An 18,658-nucleotide genomic window follows, 5' to 3' on the forward strand; every position below is an offset into this window, starting at 1 on the left:
GGACCCGCCACCGGCGGCGCGGGAGCCGGAGCCGGAGCTGCCGGCGCCGGTGCGGGGGTGGGGGCCGCGAGCGCCGGCCCGGCCGCGCCGGCCGCCAACCCGCCGGCGAGAACGAACACAGCCATCCGGACTTTCACCCGCCGCCTGGGGCCGGCCGGTGGGGTGCGCGACGCTCGCAGCCGGGCCATCAGCCGCCGACCACCGATTGCAACGCGATCAGCAGAACCGGCGCCAGGACCGCCAGCGCGTAGCCGACCCCCGCGGACTTGAACGCGCCCTTCGCCCGTTCGACCTCGGCCGGATCACCGTTCGCGCCCATGTACCGCAACGCTCCCGTGGACGCGAACAGCGTCGCGGCCCCCGCGAGGATCCCCATCGTCCAGTTCCGCGCATTGGCGATGACCTGGTCGAGGTTGGCGACCGACGGCACCGGCGCCGGAGCGGGCGGCGCGACAGCGGCCTGGGCGACCCCGGCGGCCAGCAGCACCGCCGCGACCACCGCAATCACCGTCAGCGTCGCGACGGCGACCTGTGCCCGCCGCCCGAGCGGGGCGCCGCGCGCGGGCAGCCGGCCATCGCCCGGGTCGCCGGTGTCCAGGGTGGCCAGGACGACGGCGAGGGCGCCGCCGACGGCGAGCTGTACCAGCCCCGCCGTCCCCCACACCCGCACCGACACCACCGGCGCCACACCCAGACGGCGCGCGAGCACCGACAGGCCCACCGCCCCGCCGGTCGCCACCGCGACGAGCACCAGTCCCGCCATGCCCAGGGTGAGGCGCTGTGCCCACCCCGGCCAGCCGTCATGGAGCCGCCGGGCGGCGGTGCTGGCCTGGGCGGCACGGCGGCGGACCGCGTCGATCACCCTGGCGAGCATCATCACGAGGGGGGAGGGTCGGCTGCTCATCGACCGGCCTCCTCGGGGGAGAGACGGCCGGCGAGTACCGCGTGGACCAGCCGTCCCTCCGCCACCGCCAGGCGCAGCGCCCACTCCTCCGCGGGTGTCCGCGTGGACGCGGCGAGCACCGCCACCGGCACACCTTCGTCGCGCACGACCCGGATCAGTTCGGCCTGCGCGCCGGAGAGCACCCCGGTCCGCGTCGCCTGGCCGAGCAGCCCACCCAACCCCGCCCCCCACGGGCGGGGCGGCACCGCCGCCACCACCGGCACGCAGGTACCCGTCGGCATGTCCGGGCTGTGAACGAAGGCGTAGGCCAGGCCGTGGCGAAACGCCGACCACGTCAACATCGGTGCCAGGCCCGGGGCTCGTGGCGGGATGGCGCGCAGGGCGGTGAGGAACCCGGTCAGGACCTCACCGTCGAGATCCGCGCGGATCTGGCTGTCCCCGGCGGCGAGGCGGTCCGCGATCCGCCGCAGTTCCGGCAGCGCGATGCCGACCGCGGCCACCAGCCAACCGTCGTCGTCCTGGCGCAGGCTGATTTCCCTCCACACCGCGGCGCGCAGCCCTGGCGGGGAAGACCGCCGGCTCAGCAGCAGCCGCAGTTCACCTATTCCCAAGGGCCGGTCCGGCAGGCCCGGATGCACGGTCCGGCCTTCCAGAACGCATCGTCCGGTGGTCAGAACCTCGTCGAACGCGATACCGGCCAGATCCAACGCTGTCGGTTCGCGGTCGTCCACATTCTCGTTCACGGGTCTCCTCGCACTCTTCGGCAAAGGCGGTGCGAGACCAGAAAGCCAAAACGCCTTGGTGAAACCGCTGACACCGTTGTCGAAACCCCTGACAGCGACCGCCGTTTCCCGTGCGACGGCGGCCGGTCGCACCTGTCAGACAGGCATCCCGACCAGCGGTTCTTCCGCACGTAAGTCCAGAAAGAAAAGGCGACAGGTGGCGCCCGCAACCGATGGCGGCGAGTGCATGTCAGCCGATCCGCCAACGACCTGTCAGGAACGGAGTTCATCCCGCCGCACGCGAGGGAAAAGTGGTGTCAGCGGATCCGTCAGGACTGTCAGGGAAAAAGACAAACCACGGGTGTTTCCTCGGAACTGCCTCTCACCGGCGCTGTCGCCGGCCGAAGGGCAAACCCGTGTTGTTCTCTGAAGGAGCTGGCCGTGTCGTTCACACCGGGCACCACCGACCCTGGCCGCGAACCGGTCCCTCTCACCGTATGGACCACCCGAACCTCAAGCGATGAACCGTTCTCCGCCGATGTTCTCGGGCGGATTCTCGACGCCTACAGCCGCCGCGGCGACCTGGTTCTTTCCGCCACCGACGTCCCGCCCGTGGCCGCCGGCCGGTGCATTACCGCGGGCCGTCGCCACCGCACCGTGAACACCCGTACCGGCACCGATATCCTCACCGGCCACCGCGCGGGCGCCGCCGCGCTCCTCCTCGACCTGCACACCGCCGCCACCAGCCGCACCACCCGCGCCGCGACCTACGAGAAATTGGCCGTCCTCCTGCGACCCGCCGGGATTCTCCTCATCGGAATCCCCGCCCTTGCTTTCGACGGCGCCGATCCGCTCACCGACACTGTCGCCGCCGCCCGCGCCGCCGGCCTCACCTACACCCAGCATCTGCTCACCGTCGGTATTCCGCTGCCCGAGGGCTTTCTGACCCCGACCGTCGGCTGGGATCCGGCCGACGACCCCACCCTGCCCAGCCCGCTGCCACCGCTGCGGGTCCACGCCGACATCGCCGTGTTCACCCGTCCGGGTCGGAACAGCCTTTGAGTTCGACCAGCCCGCGACGGGCCTACAGCCTCATTCCCGCCGGCCAGCAACACCCCCGCGTGCAGCGCACCGGCCGGTACACCCCCACCTCCACCCAGCACCCCGCCCGTATGCTGCCCGCCCTCGCCGCCCACCTCATCGCCGCCTACAGCAACCCCGGCGACGTTGTGCTCGACCCGATGTGCGGAATCGGCACCACACTCGTCGAAGCCGCGCATCTCGGCCGGCGCAGCCTCGGCGTCGACCTGGAATCCCGCTGGATCTCCCTTACCCGCGCGAACCTGCGCCTCGCCGCCCAGCAGGGCGCCGCCGGGACCGGCCGGTGTTTCCGCGGCGACGCCCGCCACCTCGAACAGCTCATTCCGCCCGCCTATCACGGCAGGATCGGGCTGCTCCTCACCTCACCGCCCTACGGCCAAGCCACCCACGGCAGTATCACCCTCGCCCCCGGGCAGGGCGTCCACAAAACCGACTACCGTTATTCCGACAGCCCCGCGAACCTCGCTAACGGCGACCTCGATGGTCTCCTCGACGGCCTCGCCGCGGTTTTCCGCAGCGCGCACCGGCTGCTTTCCCCGGGCGGGATCCTCGCGCTCGCCGTCCGCCCGTTCCGCCACCACGGGACGCTGGTCGACCTCCCCGGCGCCCTGGTCGACCTCGCCGACGAGACCGGCCTGCACCTGCACGCCCGCACCGCCGCCCTGCTCGCCGCCATCCACCCCGACGGCGCCCTTACCTCCCGGGCGACGTTCTTCGCCCAGCACAACATCCGCGTCGCCCGCGGCGCCGGCCACCCCCTGCACCTCATCGCCCACGAGGACATCCTCCTGCTCCGCACCCCCACCAGACCGGACTGACAGCAGCCCCGACCTGCACCAACACCCGGTCCCGCGACGGAGAGGACGTCCGGCGCCGCGCTGACAGTTCGTTGGCGAAAGCCCTGACAGTCCCTTGGCGAAACCCCTGACACCCGCCGCCGGGGCCGACTCCGGCCCCGGCGGGGGCGCCGCGTCCGCCGCCAGCCGTGTCCCGGGGCGGGCGACGGATGCCCTCGTGCGTCCACCGCCGGGGCGCACCCACCATGCTGGCGTGCCTCGGGTCTTCCTCGACGTCCCACTCTTTTCTTGCGAGGACTTGTGAAGGCTTGGACCGAGGCGGATATTCGCGAGCTGCCCGCCGTCATCAGCATCGTCACCGCCGGGGAGATCCTCGGCATCGGCCGCACCAAGAGCTATCAACTCGCCAAAACAGGCGCGTTCCCGGTGGAGGTCCGCCGGGTCGACGGCAGGTACAAGGTTCCGACCATCGCCATCCACACCTACCTGGGAATAAACAAAGAATCCGACAACACCGCTTGACATTCACCCGACACGTGAGCCTGAATCGATATCGGCACTCGCCACCCGATTTATGGGACCATATTTATTGTCGAGGTCATGTCACATGAACGGCATTGTTTTCAAACGCTGCGGATGTACGGACCCGGTGACCGGAAAGCGGCTGAATGGGACCTGTCCGAAGCTGCGCCGCAAGGACGGGAAAACATGGAGCCCCAGCCATGGAACCTGGTATTACGCGGTCGACCTGCCACCCGGACCGGACGGGACACGTAACCACCGGCGACGCGGCGGTTTCACCTCCAGCGCGGAAGCGGAAAGGGAACTCGGACGTATCGAGAAACTGCTTGTCATCCCCGAGTCCGGGGATGACGCGGCCGTGCAGTCGATCACTGGTCTGATCGTCGCCGCGATCCGTGCGAAGACGGCACTCCCCGATCCGGAGCTGATCGCGCCCCGATACCAGCGGCGAACAGAGCTGAACCCGACGCTGACCGTCGGGCAATGGCTCGCGATCTGGCTCGCCGGGCGCCGCACCATCACCCCCTCCACCTACGACGGCTACGAGGTCAATATCCGTCTCCACATCAACCCGTACATCGGTGACATCCCGCTGCACCTGCTCACCGTCGGACATGTCGAGGACATGTTCGACCAGATCGACGCCCGCAACGACACCATCCGCCATGTCCGCGCCCACGGAACAGCCGCCGAGAAACTCGAATTCAAAGGACGTCGGGTCATCGGTGATGCCAACAAGCAGCGCATCCGGGCGACCCTGCGGGCCGCGCTCAACGCCGCGATCCGCCGAGGCACGATCACCATGAACCCAGCGGCATTCGTGGAACTGGCGTCCGGGAAGCGACCCAAGGCGGTGTTGTGGACCTCCGAACGGGTCGTCGGCTGGTTGGAAGGCGACCTCGTCCCCTCGGCGGTGATGGTCTGGACACCCGATCTCGCCGGCCGGTTCCTCGACCACGCCGACACCGTCGAAGCGACCGGGGATTACGAGGGGTTGACCCCGACGCTGCTGTACCGCCTCATCGCCCAGCGAGGGCCCCGGCGCGGGGAAGCCTGCGGCCTGCACTGGACTGACCTCGCGATCGACACGCCGCCGTTCTCCGCGACGATCCGCTGGCAGATCACCGCCCGCTACGGCATGCGGAAACCGAAATCCGACGCGGGTGATCGCACCATCAGCCTCGACGCGGACCTCGCGAAAGCGTTCCGCCAACATCGCCGCGCCCAGCACGCCCGCCGCCTCGCCGCCGGCCGCGACTGGACCGACACCGGCCTGGTGTTCACCCAGAACGACGGCAGCGCACTCAACCCCGACCATGTCCGGCGGGATTTCACCGCACTCGTCAAAGACGCCGGCCTACCACCCGTCCGCGTCCACGATCTGCGCCACCTCGCCGCCACCCTCGCGCTCGCCGCGGGCGCCGACCTCAAAACCGTCCAGGACCTCCTCGGTCATTCCTCCATCGCCATCACCGCCGACACCTACACCCACGTGCTGCCCGAACTCTCCACCGCCATCGCCGAAAACGTCGCCCGGCTCATCCCCCGCGCCCGCCCAACCTCCCGCACCGCCTGACCCCGGCCCCGAAGGACCACCCACCATGCACGATCAGGAGACGACGCCCGCCGCGGCAGCCGCGTGGACACCCCCGGCGCCCCGCGAACTCGCGGACTGGCGGCCACGCATGCGCGAGCACATCGCCAGCCCGATCGGACACCTCATGCTCGCCGAGATGATCCGCACCGGGCACACCACACTCGCCCCGGCCACCACCCCCGCCAGCCCCACCGCCGCCGCCGCCATCCTCGCCCGCGGCGAAGTCGACCGGCTGACCGACGCCGCCCTCTACTACGTCACCGCCGAGATGACCGCCTGGGCACACGCCGCCGCCGCCACCCCACCCGCCGAACCCGTCAGCGCCCGCCGACTGCCCGCCCCCACCGGACTGATGCTGTTCGCCGCCCCCATCGGCAGCTACTCCCAGAGCAGCGACGACGTGTTCACCCCCTACGGCGCCCAGCGCGCCCCCGCCGCCCCCACCACCCTCGACATCCCGATCGTCGCGGTCTCCTGGTCGCTGTGGACCCCCGACCGCGACGCGCCACCAGGCACCGGGGTCGTCTGGCTCAACCACCACGGCGACGGACACCACACGCCGATCCCGCCCGGCACCCAGGCCATCTGGCTGACGTTCTACACCCCGGCCGCCGCCAGCTGGGCGCAACTCCCCCCACACACCCCGATCACCACCAGCTCCCTCGGCGTCGTCACCGCAGGCGAACTCACCGAGGCAGCGCGTCTCCTAGCCCCACTCACCTGGGACAACGAGACCCTGCTGCCGCTCGGCGTACCGCTGGCGCAATCCCGCCCACCCGACGCCCCGGTCTGGGCGGACGTCGTCTACACCGCCTGGCAGATGATCAGCCAGACCGGTGGTCTCGCCCTCACCGAGATCGAAACCCTGCCCCGCGACCGCGCCGGCCGCCGACGCGACACCCGCCAGCACCTCACCCCCGGCGACGTCCGCGTCATCCGCGTCCATCCCCACCACCGTGACGCACCACCCGCCACCCCCGAGCCCCGCCCGGCCGGAAGCGACTACCGGGTGCGGGTCGCACCGTACCGGCGCAACACCTGCCTGAACCCCCGCGCCCACGCCGACGGCGGCTGCACCCACGACGAACAGATCGTCGCCGGCCACGTCCGCGGCCCCGACGGCGCCCCCTGGCGCACCCAACCCACCGTCCGCCTCTGGGACCGGTAGACCCCCGCCGCAGGCCCGCCTCGCCGCTGCTCTCACCCCGCCGGCGCACCACCCTCAGCACCACCGAACATTCAGAGCGCGGTGCGTTCGGCAGCGGGGGCAGCCCTCCCACCCCCCAGACAGTGGCCCGCAGGACGGCACACCCAGTACGATCACCGAAGGCGAGCTCGCCCGAGCCTGCCGCCACCCCATGTCAGGTATCGTCAGAGCACTCGCCGGTGTGGCGCAATTGGCAGCGCTCTCGACTTGTAATCGAGGGGTTAGGGGTTCGAGTCCCCTCGCCGGCTCCAAAGTGACTGGGGCGCAGGCACTTTCGCCGATCGGACCAGCCAGGCAAGATCTCGATCTCACGCTTATCATCACTTTCAGTAACTAGTGGTGGTGGATTTGCCTGGCAGTGGTCCTCGGGAAGATCCGAGGCCCTGAGGATTGCCGCGTCGTCGCCGATGGGCAAGCTGCGGACCTGCCGAAGCCGGGCGATGGTGAGCGCGCGCGGTGGGCCGGTGTCCCTGACCACATCGAGCACGAGGCGTCGTCACGGGCCGCGATACCGATCATGCCGGAGAGCGCGGGGCATGGGTCGCCTTGGCCTGTGGACTCCAGAATCCCGATTCGGCCTGTGAGCTGGCCTTTTGCGGTTGATGCGGCCTTCACTGGGAGGTGTCAGGCGGCGTTGCGATACTCGTTGATCAACCCGTCGAGGATACGTGTGCGACGGATGGTGGACTCCGACGTCGGGGCGACCACGGGTGGCGAGTCGGGCGGGTGCTGGCCGAGGGAGCGGTGAGGCCGGTGGGTGTTGAAATGCTCGGCGTAGCTGTCGAGGACCGATGTCAGGTGCCGTTCGGAGACGATCAGCAGCCTGTCGGTGCATTCCTGGCGGACGGTGCCGACCCGGCGTTCCGCGATCGCGTTCGCCTGCGGGGCTTGTGGCGGTGTGCGTACCACGTCGATGCCGGCCCCGGTGAAGACAGCGTCGAAGGAAGCCGTGAATTTCGTGTCGCGGTCACGGAGGAGGAACCGGAATCGGTGGCTGCCCTCCTCGAGATTCATCAGCAGGTTCCGTGCCTGCTGGGTGACCCAGGCCGTGGTCGGGTGCTTCGTGATCCCGAGGACATGGACATGGCGGGTGGCGTGTTCGACGACGAAGAACACGTAGATCCGTTGCAGGAACACGGTGTCCACCGTGAAGAAATCGCAGGCCAGCAGGCCGGATGCCTGCGCGGACAGGAACGTCCGCCAGGAGGCGTCGGCTCGCCGCGGCGCTGGGTCGACGCCGGCGCGGTGCAGGATCCGCCAGACGGTGGCGACCCTAACCGAGTAGCCCAGCCCGATCAGTTCTCCCTGGATCCGGCGGTGGCCCCAGGTCGGGTTCTCCCGCGCGAGTCGCAGAATCAGCTCGCGGATCTCCCGGTGGACCGGCGGCCGACCGGACGTCTTGCGTGGGTAGGTCCATGTGCGTGCGAGGAGCTCACGGTGCCAGCGCAGCACGGTGGTCGGGGTGACGAAAAACGAACCCCACCGAGCCCGGGGCAGGAGCCGGGACAGGGCTGCGAGGATCACCCGATCCGCGGGTTCCAACGTCGGACGGTGGACCTGCCGTCGCAGCACCGCCACCTGGTGTCGCAGGACAAGGAGCTCCACCTCCTTCACGGTGTCCCCACGCATCCGGAGCAGCATCAGTCCGAGAGCGTTGCGTGTCAGGGCGTAGAGCAGGGACCACACCATGACCATCCAGCCTGCCCGACACGGGCCCCGTCCCGCAGGCAAACATGCAGGTCACCGCCCAAATCAGGGTTCTGGAGCCCCACACGCCGGACTGACCGGCTGTGGCGCCTCGCCGCCTCGCTGATAGTCGCATGTACGTAAGTAGAGAATTCCAAAGCTGGTACGGTGAGCCGGCGCAGTACCGAACATGAACGGGGAGCGATGGAGACTCGACATGCAGGCACAGCACGGTGCAGGACTGGATTCCCTCTGAAGCCGAGAGTGTGGCGTCTTGCTCGACGACTAGCTGTCGGAGTGATCACCCGCCTGCTCATCGCCTGGGCGATGAAGATCATCGACTAGGGCTCCGTGCGCCGGACCGGGCGTGGGTAGGATTCGCCTGCCTATGAGGCTTCGCAATCACGTCCGCAAGTCGAGTTCCTCGGCGAATGGACACTGATCATTCTCCCTCCGAGGGAAACCCTCGCCTCCGGCTGGTAGCCGAGGCGACGGGTAGTCGCTCCTAGCGGTCGCCCCGCTTGCACGGGGTGTGCGGGGATGTCGGACATGTGGTGCATGATGGCCCGGTCGCCGTCGTCATCTACGGCATCAGATTGGTTTCGGTACGTGACTACATCCGGGGGGACTCTGGTGCGCCTCAGAGTGGCGGTGTGCACGAGGGCGCGTGAGCTGGACTGGCGCGATGTGCTCGGTCCGGGGCGCGGCGTGTGTTACGACCTGCTTCGGCAGGTCGAGCCTGAGGTCGCGGGGCGCATTCACGATGAGGGCTGGGGCCGGCATCGCATGGCGCCGTTCGGTTTCGGTCCGCCGACTTTTCCGCGCGCGACGCGGGCTCCGGGTCGGTATGCCGTGGATGGCCCCGGGTATGTGGAGATCGGCAGCCCGCTGCGGGTTCTCGTTGAGGCGTGGGCCAAGGTGCTCCTGGAGACCCCCGTGTTGGACTGGGGTGGCACGGCCTTGCGGGTGGAGGCTGTGGATCTCGTCGAGTCGCCGTCGTTCGAGTCGGGGCGGGGCAGGTTTCGGACGGCGACTCCGGTGGTCATGAAGGGTTCTGGTCGGGGTCCTGACGGTGTCCGGACGACTCGGCAGGCATTTCTCGTTCCCAGCGATGTCGAGTGGCCGGGGTACTTCGCGCAGAGCCTGCGGCGTAAGGCCGAGTCGCTCGGCCTCGATGCCGACGTCGCGCTGGAGGCCATCACCTGGGTTGGCCCCCGGCGAAGTATGGCGACGGCGAAGGGGCACAAGCCAGGTGCCGCCGTCGAGGTGGATCTTTCCGGTGCGCCGGAGACGCTGCGCGCGTTGTGGTCGTGGGGTCTGGGGCAGGCGACGTCGGCGGGGTTCGGGTGGGTGGTGGCGTGAGCACGCTGATCCGGCAGGTCGGGGATCAGGCGAGTGTTGTGCTCACGGCGCATCCGTTGCAGCGGGTGGGTGCCTATGCCTTGGCCGCGCTCGCCGCGAAGGCGACGACGGGCGAGCTCGCCGATGCGAAGTCGCCCGCAGATGTTCTACCCGAGGAACTGGCCGCTGCGGTCAGCGTGATGGTGCGGGACGCGGAGAACGCGGCCGAGGCGGGCCGGGTCGGGGTGGGCAGTTTCTGGCTCAAGGCCAGCGGCGCGTTTTTCCCGAATTCCCCGATGAACCACCGGCCGACGCTCGGTAAGCGGACGCGGGGCGAGAACAACGCGCGGATCTCGGCTTGGCGGACGATGCCCGATCCTGCCACCTGGCCGGGGGTGCCGTGCGCGCTGTGCGGGCGGGACGCGGTGGCGTTCCATGGCAAGGTGGATGTGCCGCTTATCGAGGCGGCGGGGGTGCACAACGCGGTGCCGTCTGGGCACGGCGGTCTCGCTCTGTGTTGGCCCTGTGTGTGCTGCTTTCACGCGCTGCCCTACGCGGCGCGGCTGACGGGCGGCCCGAGTTCCGTGGTCCACAGCTGGGAGGACCAGTTCGTCCGGCGCAGCGTGATGAGGCAGCTGGACGCGACCTATCGGCGCATCGTCACCGGTAGCGATCCGGGGAAGTCGAAGCCGAACGAGCATGAGCTGACGGTGCTGCGCCGCCTGCGCGACTATGATCACCCGCTCGCCGCTGATGTTGAATTGCTGGTGTTCAGCAACGACAACAGAGGGGCGTCGCTGAGTCGTCACAGCCTCGGGGTTCCCCTGGCCGAGTGGCTGCGGACGACCTTGCGTGACCCCGCGCGGAAGCGTGGCTGGCAGCGGCTCGTTGCCGCGTACACCGACAAGAAGCTGCACGGGTCGCGTCCGCTCGCATACGACGCGTTCCACCGACCTACCCGGATCTTCGTCGTCGCCACATCCCGGTTGACGGCTGCGGACGGCTTGCGGGCAGTGGTCCATTTCGACAGGAGCCTGGCGGCACTGTGCTGCTCGTTCGTACGAGAGGTGATGCAGGTGAACCAGGCAGACATCGAGCTGGTCGAGACGCTCGCCGGCAACATCGCCGCGCGGATCGCGGCCGAGGAGAGGGCCGGTGCGCTGACCACGTTCCGACACCAATCGGTGAAGGCGTCGGGCCTGATGAGCTGGCTTGAGCGGGAGTCGCTGCTGGCGACCCTCGGCCGCAAGGGTGCGGCAACGCCCAGCGGCGATCCGTTTTACACCGCGGCGCAGTTCCGGCTGCTGTTCGATTTCGACGGCCAGGGCTGGCTCTACCGACGCCTGCTGGTCGTCGCGGTCCTCGAAGCCCTCCACAGCCACCCGACGTGGCCGCCGCCGGACGCGGTGCAGAAGGCAGCGGAGCTCGGGGAGGCGGCGGACTTCCACAACGACAACGAGCTGGACGACGAGGCGGGGGCATGACGTACCTGGTGGGCAAGATCGCGCTGGACATCAAGGCTGGCGCGCCGAACAACGGTGAGGGTCGCGACAACGTCGGCCAGGTCAAGAAGGTCCGGGTGGGTCGGGACGAGTATCCCTATGTCTCCGCCCAGGCGTTTCGTCGCTGGCTGAGGGATTCTGCGCCGGTGGGCGAGGCACGGTCGGAGGTGATCCGCAGCGGGACCGGGAAGAGCCAGCAGGCGTTCACGAAGGGGCGCCCGGACCGGTTCTTCGACGATGACCTGTTCGGGTACATGGTGGCGCAGAAGGGGAAGGACGGCGCGTCGAGCCAACGGGACACCGTCTTCGCCACCGGTACCCTGCTGTCGGTGGCGCCTCGCCGCCCGACCCAGGATTTCGGCACGATGAGCCGTGGCTTCCAGGCCGGCGAGAACCCGGTGATTCACAACCATGAGCTGTACACCGCCGAACTGGCCGGTGATGTCCTGCTCGATCTGCCGCGGATCGGCACGTTCGAGACGGAAGGCTCCGGGTTCAAGGTCGCGCTGCACAAGGACGCCGCGGCAGAGGTCGCGGCGGCCGGCGCCGAACGATTGGCGTTTCGTGGGAACTCGGCGCTGCGGCTGTCGATCAGCGAGCGTCGGCGGCGCGCCGCGCTGCTGCTGCGCACGCTGACGGAGGTCCGCGGTGGCGCCAAGAAGGCTCTGCACTACGGCGACCGGAGCCCGGCGTTTGTGCTGCTCGCCCCGATCAAGGGCGGTATCAACCCGTTCACCCGGGTCTTCGGCCTCCGTGACGGCCAGGTCGTCTTCAACAGCGACGTGTTCCTTGAGGAACTGGCCGCCTGGCGCGAGGAACTCGACGGGCCTGTCCACATCGGATGGGCGCCTGGTTTTCTCGGTGACGGCCGGGAAATCGCGGCGGACCGGCTGAAGACGGTGGAAAAGCTTGAGGGTGAGAGGGAAGCAGTCGTCCTCGGTCACCCGCGGACGGTGTTCGGCGACCTCGCGGACCAGATCGAAGACGGCACGCACGATCACTGGTTCGACGACCCGACATCATGACGAGCATGGACCCGCTGGTGGGGGGCGTCGTGCTTGAGGTGACCGTCACCGCACCGGTCGTCTCCTTCCGCGATCCGCTGTTCTCGTCGGTCGCACCGAGCCTGCCCTGCCCGCCGCCCTCGACGGTGGGCGGGCTTCTGGCCGCCGTCGCGGGCGGCTGGGACGTGGTCGACCGGGACATCCGTTTCGGGATGGCGTTCACCGCGCGCGCAACGGGCGTCGACCTCGAGACCTACCATCCTCTGCTCGCTGGGAAGTGGGGTGATCCGGTGCCCCGCGACCGGCATTTCCTCTATGGCGCCGAGCTGACGATCTGGCTGGTCGACGACGTCGAGCGGTGGGCACGGCGTTTCCGCCGGCCGGTGTGGCCGCTGCGACTGGGGCGTAGCCAGGACCTCGCCACTGCGCGCACCCTCTCCGTTTGTCTCCACCGCGGCCAGGCGCTGACCGGCGGTGCTCTCGTCGCGGACGATGCTTCCGGTGCGAGGGGCCACGGCCTGTTGATGCAGCTTCCCACTGCTATCAGCCGGGACCGGGCACGGATCCGCTGGGGCGCCTACCGCCACCATCCCTCCGTCGGGTCGAGCGCCGGGACGACACGGTCGTCCGCTGTCGTGGACAACGCGCTCGCCACAGCGGATGGTCGCCTCGTCCATCTGCTGTCGTCCGTACACCCCTGGCATGCCGAGAACCAGCGACCGCGATGACCGAACCCGACTCGTTGGTCGCCCTGCTCGCCAAGTCGTCGTCACGGGCGATGCCAGCCGGCGAGACGCTCACGGCGCATTCAGCCGCGACCCTCACGGCACTGCGGGAGGTCCAGCGCCGTATCGGTCGGCTCCGGTTGTACGACGACGTGCTCAGCGCCCGGTTCTGGTGGTTCGCCGCGTGGGCCGCGCTGACCCACGACGCCGGCAAGATCGCCGAGGGCTTCCAGCGGATGCTGCGGGGAGGAATCCCGTGGGGCCACCGGCACGAGGTGCTCTCCCTCGGTTTCCTCCCACATCTGGTCCCCGAGCCGGCCAACGACGGACCGCACTGGGTGGCGGCGGGCGTGCTCACCCACCACCGAGCCCTGCACCGCAACGACGGACACGGGCCGCGGACCGTCGCGACGATGTACGACGGTTTTGACGCGAGCCAGCTCTCCGATGTCCTCGGCCCCTGGAACGACACCGTCGCCGCCGCGCTGATCGACTGGTTTCGCGCCCGAGCGCACGCCGCTGGGCTGTATGACGGGGTGGATCCGCCCGGTCCGAGCACCACTCCCGCAGCCTCGATCGCCGACGACACCCATCGACTCCTCCACAATGTTCTCGACTGGGCTGTCGACGAGCGCCGCTCCGACCAGGGCCTGGGCGCGATCTTGCTGCAGGGCGCCGTGACCATGGCCGACCGTGTGTCCAGCGCCCACGGTCAGCTGCATGTTGATCAGCCGTTCGACGGCTCCTACCCCGATCGCCTCATGGCCCGGCTCACCGCCGCCGGCCGCTCTGCGCACCCCCATCAGCTCGCCGCCGCCGCGGTCGACGGCCACCTCGTCCTACGTGCTTGGACCGGATCGGGCAAGACCGAAGGCGGACTGCTGTGGGCGTCGCGGCAGGTCGAAGGGCTCCGCGCCGAGCACGGCGGGGTGCCTCGGCTGTTCTACTCACTGCCGTACCTCGCCTCGATCAACGCCATGGCCCGCCGCCTCGCCGAGAACGAGGTGAACGATGAAAACCTGATCGGGGTCAGCCACTCCCGGGCTGCCTCCTACTATTTGTCCCGCTCGCTGTGCGACGAGACCGACGACGGCAGTTTGCGCGACGACAACGACGCCAGTGACGACGCGCGGGCACGGCTGGCGGCGGCCTCGAAGGCCGTCGCGCGTGCCGCCGCGACTCGGCTGTTCGCGGAGACCGTCCGGGTCGGGACACCCTACCAGCAGCTCCGCGGTGCGCTTGCCGGCCCGACGCACAGCGCAGTGCTGCTCGACAGTGCCAACTCCGTGTTCCTGCTGGACGAACTGCACGCCTACGACCCCCGGCGCCTGGGCTACCTGCTGGCCATGGTCGAGCTGTGGACGAAACTCGGCAGCCGGATCGGGGTACTGTCGGCGACGCTCCCAAGCCGGCTGGTGGATCTGCTTTCCGAGGCCCTCGACCGGGAACCGACCGTGATCCACGCCGATCCCACGGCAGCGCCGGTCCGCCACCGAATCAGAACCATCGACGGCCACCTCACCGGGCCCGCCGCGCTCTCACTGGCACGGGAGCGTCTGGCAGCCGGACAGTCCGTTCTGATCGTCGCCAACAACGTCAAAGACGCCCAGACGCTGTTCGAGGAGCTGGCAACGTTCTCGCCCGCCAGCGCGCTGCTCCTGCATTCCAGGTTCCGCCGAGGCGACCGCAGCCGCATCGAACGTGCCATCAACAGCCGCTACGGCTCGGGCCAGCCGGGCCCCCGACCAGCAGGACTGATGGTGGGCACTCAGGCCGTCGAGGTCTCCCTCGACGTCGACTTCGACATACTGATCACGTCATGTGCCCCCCTCGACGCGCTCGCCCAACGATTCGGCCGGGTCAACCGCGCCGGAACGAGACCCCCCGCCGACGTCGTCATCTGCCGACCGGACCTTCGCCCACGGCGAGGCAATGCGACGGACCTGTTCGCCGACGGCGTCTACAAACAGGAGCCGACCGAAGCGGCCTGGTCTCTCCTCGCCGGGCATGACGGACAGACCATCACCGAGGCCGCCCTCACGACCTGGCTCGACACCGTCTACGCCAGCCCCTGGGGTGACCGCTGGGCCGACGAAGTGCGCAGCCACCGGGCAGCCTTCGCGTCCGCGTTCCTGTACTTCGCCTACCCCTTCGACGACCGCGGGCATCTGGCCGACGACTTCGACGAGTGTTTCAACGGCACCGAGGGAATCCTTACCGACGACCTCGACGACTACCGGACGCTGCTCACGTCAGACGGCACCGCCGCAACCGGCCGGCTGCTGGCGGCGGACCTCCTGATCCCACTGCCGGCGTTCGGCGCGAAAATCGCCCGCTGGGAGCGCGAACTCGGCATCCACATCATCGACGGAACCTACGACCCCGACCGCGGCCTGCTCGAGATCCGAGGACCGCAAGCGGAGAAGTACGCGCCCGGCGAGCTGATCTGATGGACGCGACCGATGTCGGCGGCGTCCACGTCAAATACCTGCATCACTGCCGCCGCCAGCTCTGGTTGTTCGCCCGAGGAATACGCCCCGAGCATCTCAGCGAACGCGTCCGCCTCGGCGAAGCCGTCCACGAGACGTCCTACGACCGCTACCGCGAGGTCGACCTCGGCTCGGCGAAACTCGACCATCTCGACGGCGAGCTGTGGGTCCACGAAGTGAAGTCGTCACGGCACCCCACAGCGGCAGACGAAGCCCAGGCCATGCACTACTGCCTACGCCTGACCGAACTCGGCGTCGAGGCACGCGGAGCGGTCCTGCACTACCGGCCCACACGGCGCACCATCCGCATCCCCTTCGACGACGAACACCGCACCGCCGCATCGCGTGACGTCGCGACCGTCATCGACGTCGTCAGCACCGCCAGCTCGCCCCCACGGCTGGAACGAGCGGCCTGCAAGGGGTGCAGCTTCATCGACTACTGCTGGACGGAATAGCACCATGCCCCAAGCCGCTCGCACCTACTGGTTGACGTCTCCCTGCCGGATTCGCCGCAAGGACTCCTCCCTCGTCATCGAACGAGAAGACGGTAGCAAGGTCCACGTTCCCGTCACCGATGTCCGCGATATCGTCGCGGCAGCACCCGTCGACATCAACAGCGCCGTCATGACCCTGCTCAACCAGCACGGGATCGGTGTTCATCTACTCAGCTACTACGGCGACTACGCTGGCGCCATACTGCCCGCCGAGAAACACACCTCGGGTCAGACCGTACTCGCGCAGGCCGCAACAGCCACCGACCCGCAGCGCTCCCTCGACATCGCGCGCGGGCTCGTGCAGGCCGCGGCATTCAACGTCCGACGGGTCGTCGACCGCGCCGCACTCAAAGATCCGTACGAGAACCTGAGGGTCGGTTCGCTCCTGGCGGACTCCCCGAGCGCCCTCATGGCCGCAGAAGGAAACTTTCGTCGCACCGCCTGGGGCGTCATCGACACGAAACTACCCGAATGGCTACAACTTAACGGCCGAAGCCGTCGACCTCCAGCGAACGCCGGCAACGCGTTCATCAGCTATGTCAACGGAATCGTCTACGCCCGAGTCCTCACCGCCATCCGGCTCACTCCACTGCACTCCGGAATCGCGTTCCTGCACAGCACCATGGAACGCCACCGGCACTCGCTCGCCCTCGACCTCGCCGAACCGTTCAAACCCCTCTTCGCGGAACGCCTACTGCTCCGCCTCGCTGGGCGCGGACAGCTCACCGCCGCGCACTTCGACGCCTCCGTTAGCAGCGCCACGCTCAGCGAAGCGGGCCGCCGACTGGTGATCCAGACCGTCCGCGACGACCTGGCAACCACCGTGAAGCATCGAACCCTCGGACGGCCCGTTGCCTACGACGAGCTGCTCTACCTCGAAGCACTAAAACTCACCCGAGCCTGCATCGAGGGCGTCCCCTACGAACCGTTCCGAATCTGGTGGTAGATCATGTTCGTCATCGTCGTCTACGACACCGCCGCAGAACGCAACCCACAGATACTCAAAACCTGCCGGCAGTACCTGCACCACGTCCAGCGCAGCGTCTTCGAAGGCAACCTTACACCCGCCCAACTGCTCCGCTTCCGCACCACCATCACCGGGATCATCAAGCACGACCACGACCACGTTCTGCTCTACACCCTGCCCCCCGGCACCCAAGCAGCCCGAGAGTCGATCGGCGCCGGCTGGGCCGCACCCTCTGACATCATCTGAACCAGTCGCCACCCACCGGACGACCCGCACCCTCGTCAACTACACACAGATATTGATCGTGACGCTCCGTCGACTTTGCAGTAAACCTCCCGCCCGCAGCGACAAACCAGAGGTCCGCTGCACCAGCACCCCGCCAGCACGCCATGACACGCCGTCCGACCTGCACGTTTACACTCGGGTCGTCATATCCCTTTGAGGGATCGCAATGTGACCTCCAGGTGGCCGTGAAGGATCCCGAGGGCGGTCGTCATATCCCTTTGAGGGATCGCAATCCGGCGCGCTGCTGGCGCTGGCCGAGCGCGACTGGGTCGTCATATCCCTTTGAGGGATCGCAATATCCACTCGATGATCTTTTTCCGGGGAAAGGGAGTCGTCGTCATATCCCTTTGAGGGATCGCAATACGCGGACCTCGCCGGGCAGTGTGGGGCCCGACCACGTCGTCATATCCCTTTGAGGGATCGCAATCCGCGGTGAACACCACAGCCGGCCGGCTGTTTACCGTCGTCATATCCCTTTGAGGGATCGCAATGGGGTTCCGTGGGCGGCGAGTTCCGCCGCCGCCCACGTCGTCATATCCCTTTGAGGGATCGCAATACGAGCCGACCGACGTGTGGACGTCATGGGGGACATCGTCGTCATATCCCTTTGAGGGATCGCAATAGCCCCCACCGGATCCTTGGTCGAGGTCTTCAGGTGTCGTCATATCCCTTTGAGGGATCGCAATACGATGTGCGCGCGGGTGAGCGCGTACGACCCGTGGTCGTCATATCCCTTTGAGGGATCGCAATGGGCGGCCCGGGCTGACGCCCGGGACGCCGTCGCACGTCGTCATATCCCTTTGAGGGATCGCAATGAGTCCCAAAACCCGCCGTCGTACTCCCACGGGACGCGGTCGTCATATCCCTTTGAGGGATCGCAATTCACTGAACGTGTCCGATGCCATGGGGGATAGTCCGCGTCGTCATATCCCTTTGAGGGATCGCAATACCTGCGCTACGGCGACTACGAACGCGCCTGCCACCGGTCGTCATATCCCTTTGAGGGATCGCAATTTGAACGGCCCGTTGCCCCACTGGGAGTTCTCGACGGCGTCGTCATATCCCTTTGAGGGATCGCAATATGACCAGCGATGCCTGGTCGGCGGCCTGCGTGGCCGGGGTCGTCATATCCCTTTGAGGGATCGCAATCCGGTTGGCCGACGCACCACGTCTGGCGGGTCGTGAGTCGTCATATCCCTTTGAGGGATCGCAATATCATGAGCCGCCCGGAGGTGATGGGGGTGAGTCCCACTGCGTGGTGTAGATCGGGAGCGGCTGGTTGATCGTCCGGGGTGCGGGTGTGTCGCTCCGAGAC

Annotated in this window: 16 protein-coding genes, 1 tRNA gene and 1 CRISPR repeat array; of the genes, 14 read left to right on the forward strand and 3 right to left on the reverse strand. The window is 68.4% G+C overall.

Annotated features, from left to right (window positions below; translation table 11 throughout):
* Positions 1–187 precede the first annotated feature (187 nt).
* On the reverse strand, positions 188–904 hold the full coding sequence (locus MXD58_RS05615; protein ID WP_248839554.1) for a pilin: 717 nt from the start codon (positions 902–904) through the stop codon (positions 188–190).
* Complete coding sequence (locus tag MXD58_RS05620) at positions 901–1,647, reverse strand: hypothetical protein (protein WP_248839553.1); 747 nt, start codon at positions 1,645–1,647, stop codon at positions 901–903. Before MXD58_RS05620 ends, MXD58_RS05615 begins: the two co-directional genes overlap by 4 nt.
* A 420-nt stretch (positions 1,648–2,067) precedes the next feature.
* Between MXD58_RS05620 and MXD58_RS05625 the strand changes: the two genes are divergently transcribed.
* The 6 genes from MXD58_RS05625 to MXD58_RS05655 all read left to right on the forward strand — a co-directional run bounded on the left by MXD58_RS05625 (position 2,068) and on the right by MXD58_RS05655 (position 7,101).
* Positions 2,068–2,688: a hypothetical protein gene (locus MXD58_RS05625; RefSeq protein WP_248839552.1), complete on the forward strand. Its 621-nt coding sequence runs from the start codon at positions 2,068–2,070 to the stop codon at positions 2,686–2,688.
* Positions 2,685–3,545 carry a TRM11 family SAM-dependent methyltransferase gene (locus MXD58_RS30125; RefSeq protein ID WP_284677917.1) on the forward strand — a complete coding sequence of 287 codons (861 nt, stop codon included), beginning with the start codon at positions 2,685–2,687 and terminating at the stop codon, positions 3,543–3,545. Before MXD58_RS05625 ends, MXD58_RS30125 begins: the two co-directional genes overlap by 4 nt.
* A gap of 279 nt (positions 3,546–3,824) precedes the next feature.
* A complete protein-coding gene (locus MXD58_RS05640; protein WP_250609090.1) occupies positions 3,825–4,046 on the forward strand; it encodes a DNA-binding protein in 222 nt (73 codons plus the stop codon).
* 127 nt (positions 4,047–4,173) lie between these two features.
* Complete coding sequence (locus MXD58_RS05645) at positions 4,174–5,622, forward strand: tyrosine-type recombinase/integrase (RefSeq protein WP_308301911.1); 1,449 nt, start codon at positions 4,174–4,176, stop codon at positions 5,620–5,622.
* Positions 5,623–5,647: 25 nt separating this feature from the next.
* The gene (locus tag MXD58_RS05650) at positions 5,648–6,811 is read left to right on the forward strand and encodes a hypothetical protein (RefSeq protein ID WP_248839549.1); all 1,164 of its coding nucleotides are present in this window, start codon (positions 5,648–5,650) and stop codon (positions 6,809–6,811) included.
* A gap of 214 nt (positions 6,812–7,025) precedes the next feature.
* Positions 7,026–7,101: transfer RNA gene (locus MXD58_RS05655), tRNA-Thr, on the forward strand.
* 373 nt (positions 7,102–7,474) lie between these two features.
* Here MXD58_RS05655 and MXD58_RS05660 read toward each other — a convergent pair.
* The gene (locus tag MXD58_RS05660; RefSeq protein WP_248839548.1) at positions 7,475–8,581 is read right to left on the reverse strand and encodes an integrase core domain-containing protein; all 1,107 of its coding nucleotides are present in this window, start codon (positions 8,579–8,581) and stop codon (positions 7,475–7,477) included.
* 807 nt (positions 8,582–9,388) lie between these two features.
* On the opposite strand from MXD58_RS05660, the gene MXD58_RS05665 reads away from it, so the two are divergent.
* The 8 genes from MXD58_RS05665 to cas2 are packed head-to-tail and all read left to right on the forward strand — an operon-like array spanning position 9,389 to position 17,304.
* A complete protein-coding gene (locus tag MXD58_RS05665; protein WP_248839547.1) occupies positions 9,389–9,898 on the forward strand; it encodes a CRISPR-associated endoribonuclease Cas6 in 510 nt (169 codons plus the stop codon).
* Positions 9,895–11,361 (forward strand): hypothetical protein, encoded by a 1,467-nt coding sequence (locus MXD58_RS05670; RefSeq protein ID WP_248839546.1) that lies wholly within the window; start codon positions 9,895–9,897, stop codon positions 11,359–11,361. Before MXD58_RS05665 ends, MXD58_RS05670 begins: the two co-directional genes overlap by 4 nt.
* The gene (gene cas7i, locus MXD58_RS05675) at positions 11,358–12,404 is read left to right on the forward strand and encodes a type I-B CRISPR-associated protein Cas7/Cst2/DevR (protein ID WP_248839545.1); all 1,047 of its coding nucleotides are present in this window, start codon (positions 11,358–11,360) and stop codon (positions 12,402–12,404) included. Before MXD58_RS05670 ends, cas7i begins: the two co-directional genes overlap by 4 nt.
* A complete protein-coding gene (gene cas5, locus MXD58_RS05680) occupies positions 12,401–13,111 on the forward strand; it encodes a CRISPR-associated protein Cas5 (protein ID WP_248839544.1) in 711 nt (236 codons plus the stop codon). Before cas7i ends, cas5 begins: the two co-directional genes overlap by 4 nt.
* A complete protein-coding gene (cas3, locus tag MXD58_RS05685; protein ID WP_248839543.1) occupies positions 13,108–15,558 on the forward strand; it encodes a CRISPR-associated helicase Cas3' in 2,451 nt (816 codons plus the stop codon). The genes cas5 and cas3 overlap by 4 nt, the downstream gene beginning before the upstream one ends.
* The gene (locus MXD58_RS05690) at positions 15,558–16,052 is read left to right on the forward strand and encodes a CRISPR-associated protein Cas4 (RefSeq protein WP_248839542.1); all 495 of its coding nucleotides are present in this window, start codon (positions 15,558–15,560) and stop codon (positions 16,050–16,052) included. The genes cas3 and MXD58_RS05690 overlap by 1 nt, the downstream gene beginning before the upstream one ends.
* Before the next feature lie 4 nt (positions 16,053–16,056).
* Complete coding sequence (gene cas1b, locus MXD58_RS05695) at positions 16,057–17,037, forward strand: type I-B CRISPR-associated endonuclease Cas1b (RefSeq protein WP_248839541.1); 981 nt, start codon at positions 16,057–16,059, stop codon at positions 17,035–17,037.
* 3 nt (positions 17,038–17,040) lie between these two features.
* Entirely contained in the window at positions 17,041–17,304 is a 264-nt protein-coding gene (gene cas2 / locus MXD58_RS05700) for a CRISPR-associated endonuclease Cas2 (protein ID WP_248839540.1), read from the forward strand.
* A gap of 178 nt (positions 17,305–17,482) precedes the next feature.
* Positions 17,483–18,557: direct repeats of the CRISPR family, unit length 29 nt; unit sequence GTCGTCATATCCCTTTGAGGGATCGCAAT.
* Positions 18,558–18,658: the final 101 nt, after the last annotated feature.

Source organism: Frankia sp. AgKG'84/4, from assembly GCF_023242965.2.
In the GTDB taxonomy this organism is placed as follows: Bacteria; Actinomycetota; Actinomycetes; order Frankiales; family Frankiaceae; genus Frankia.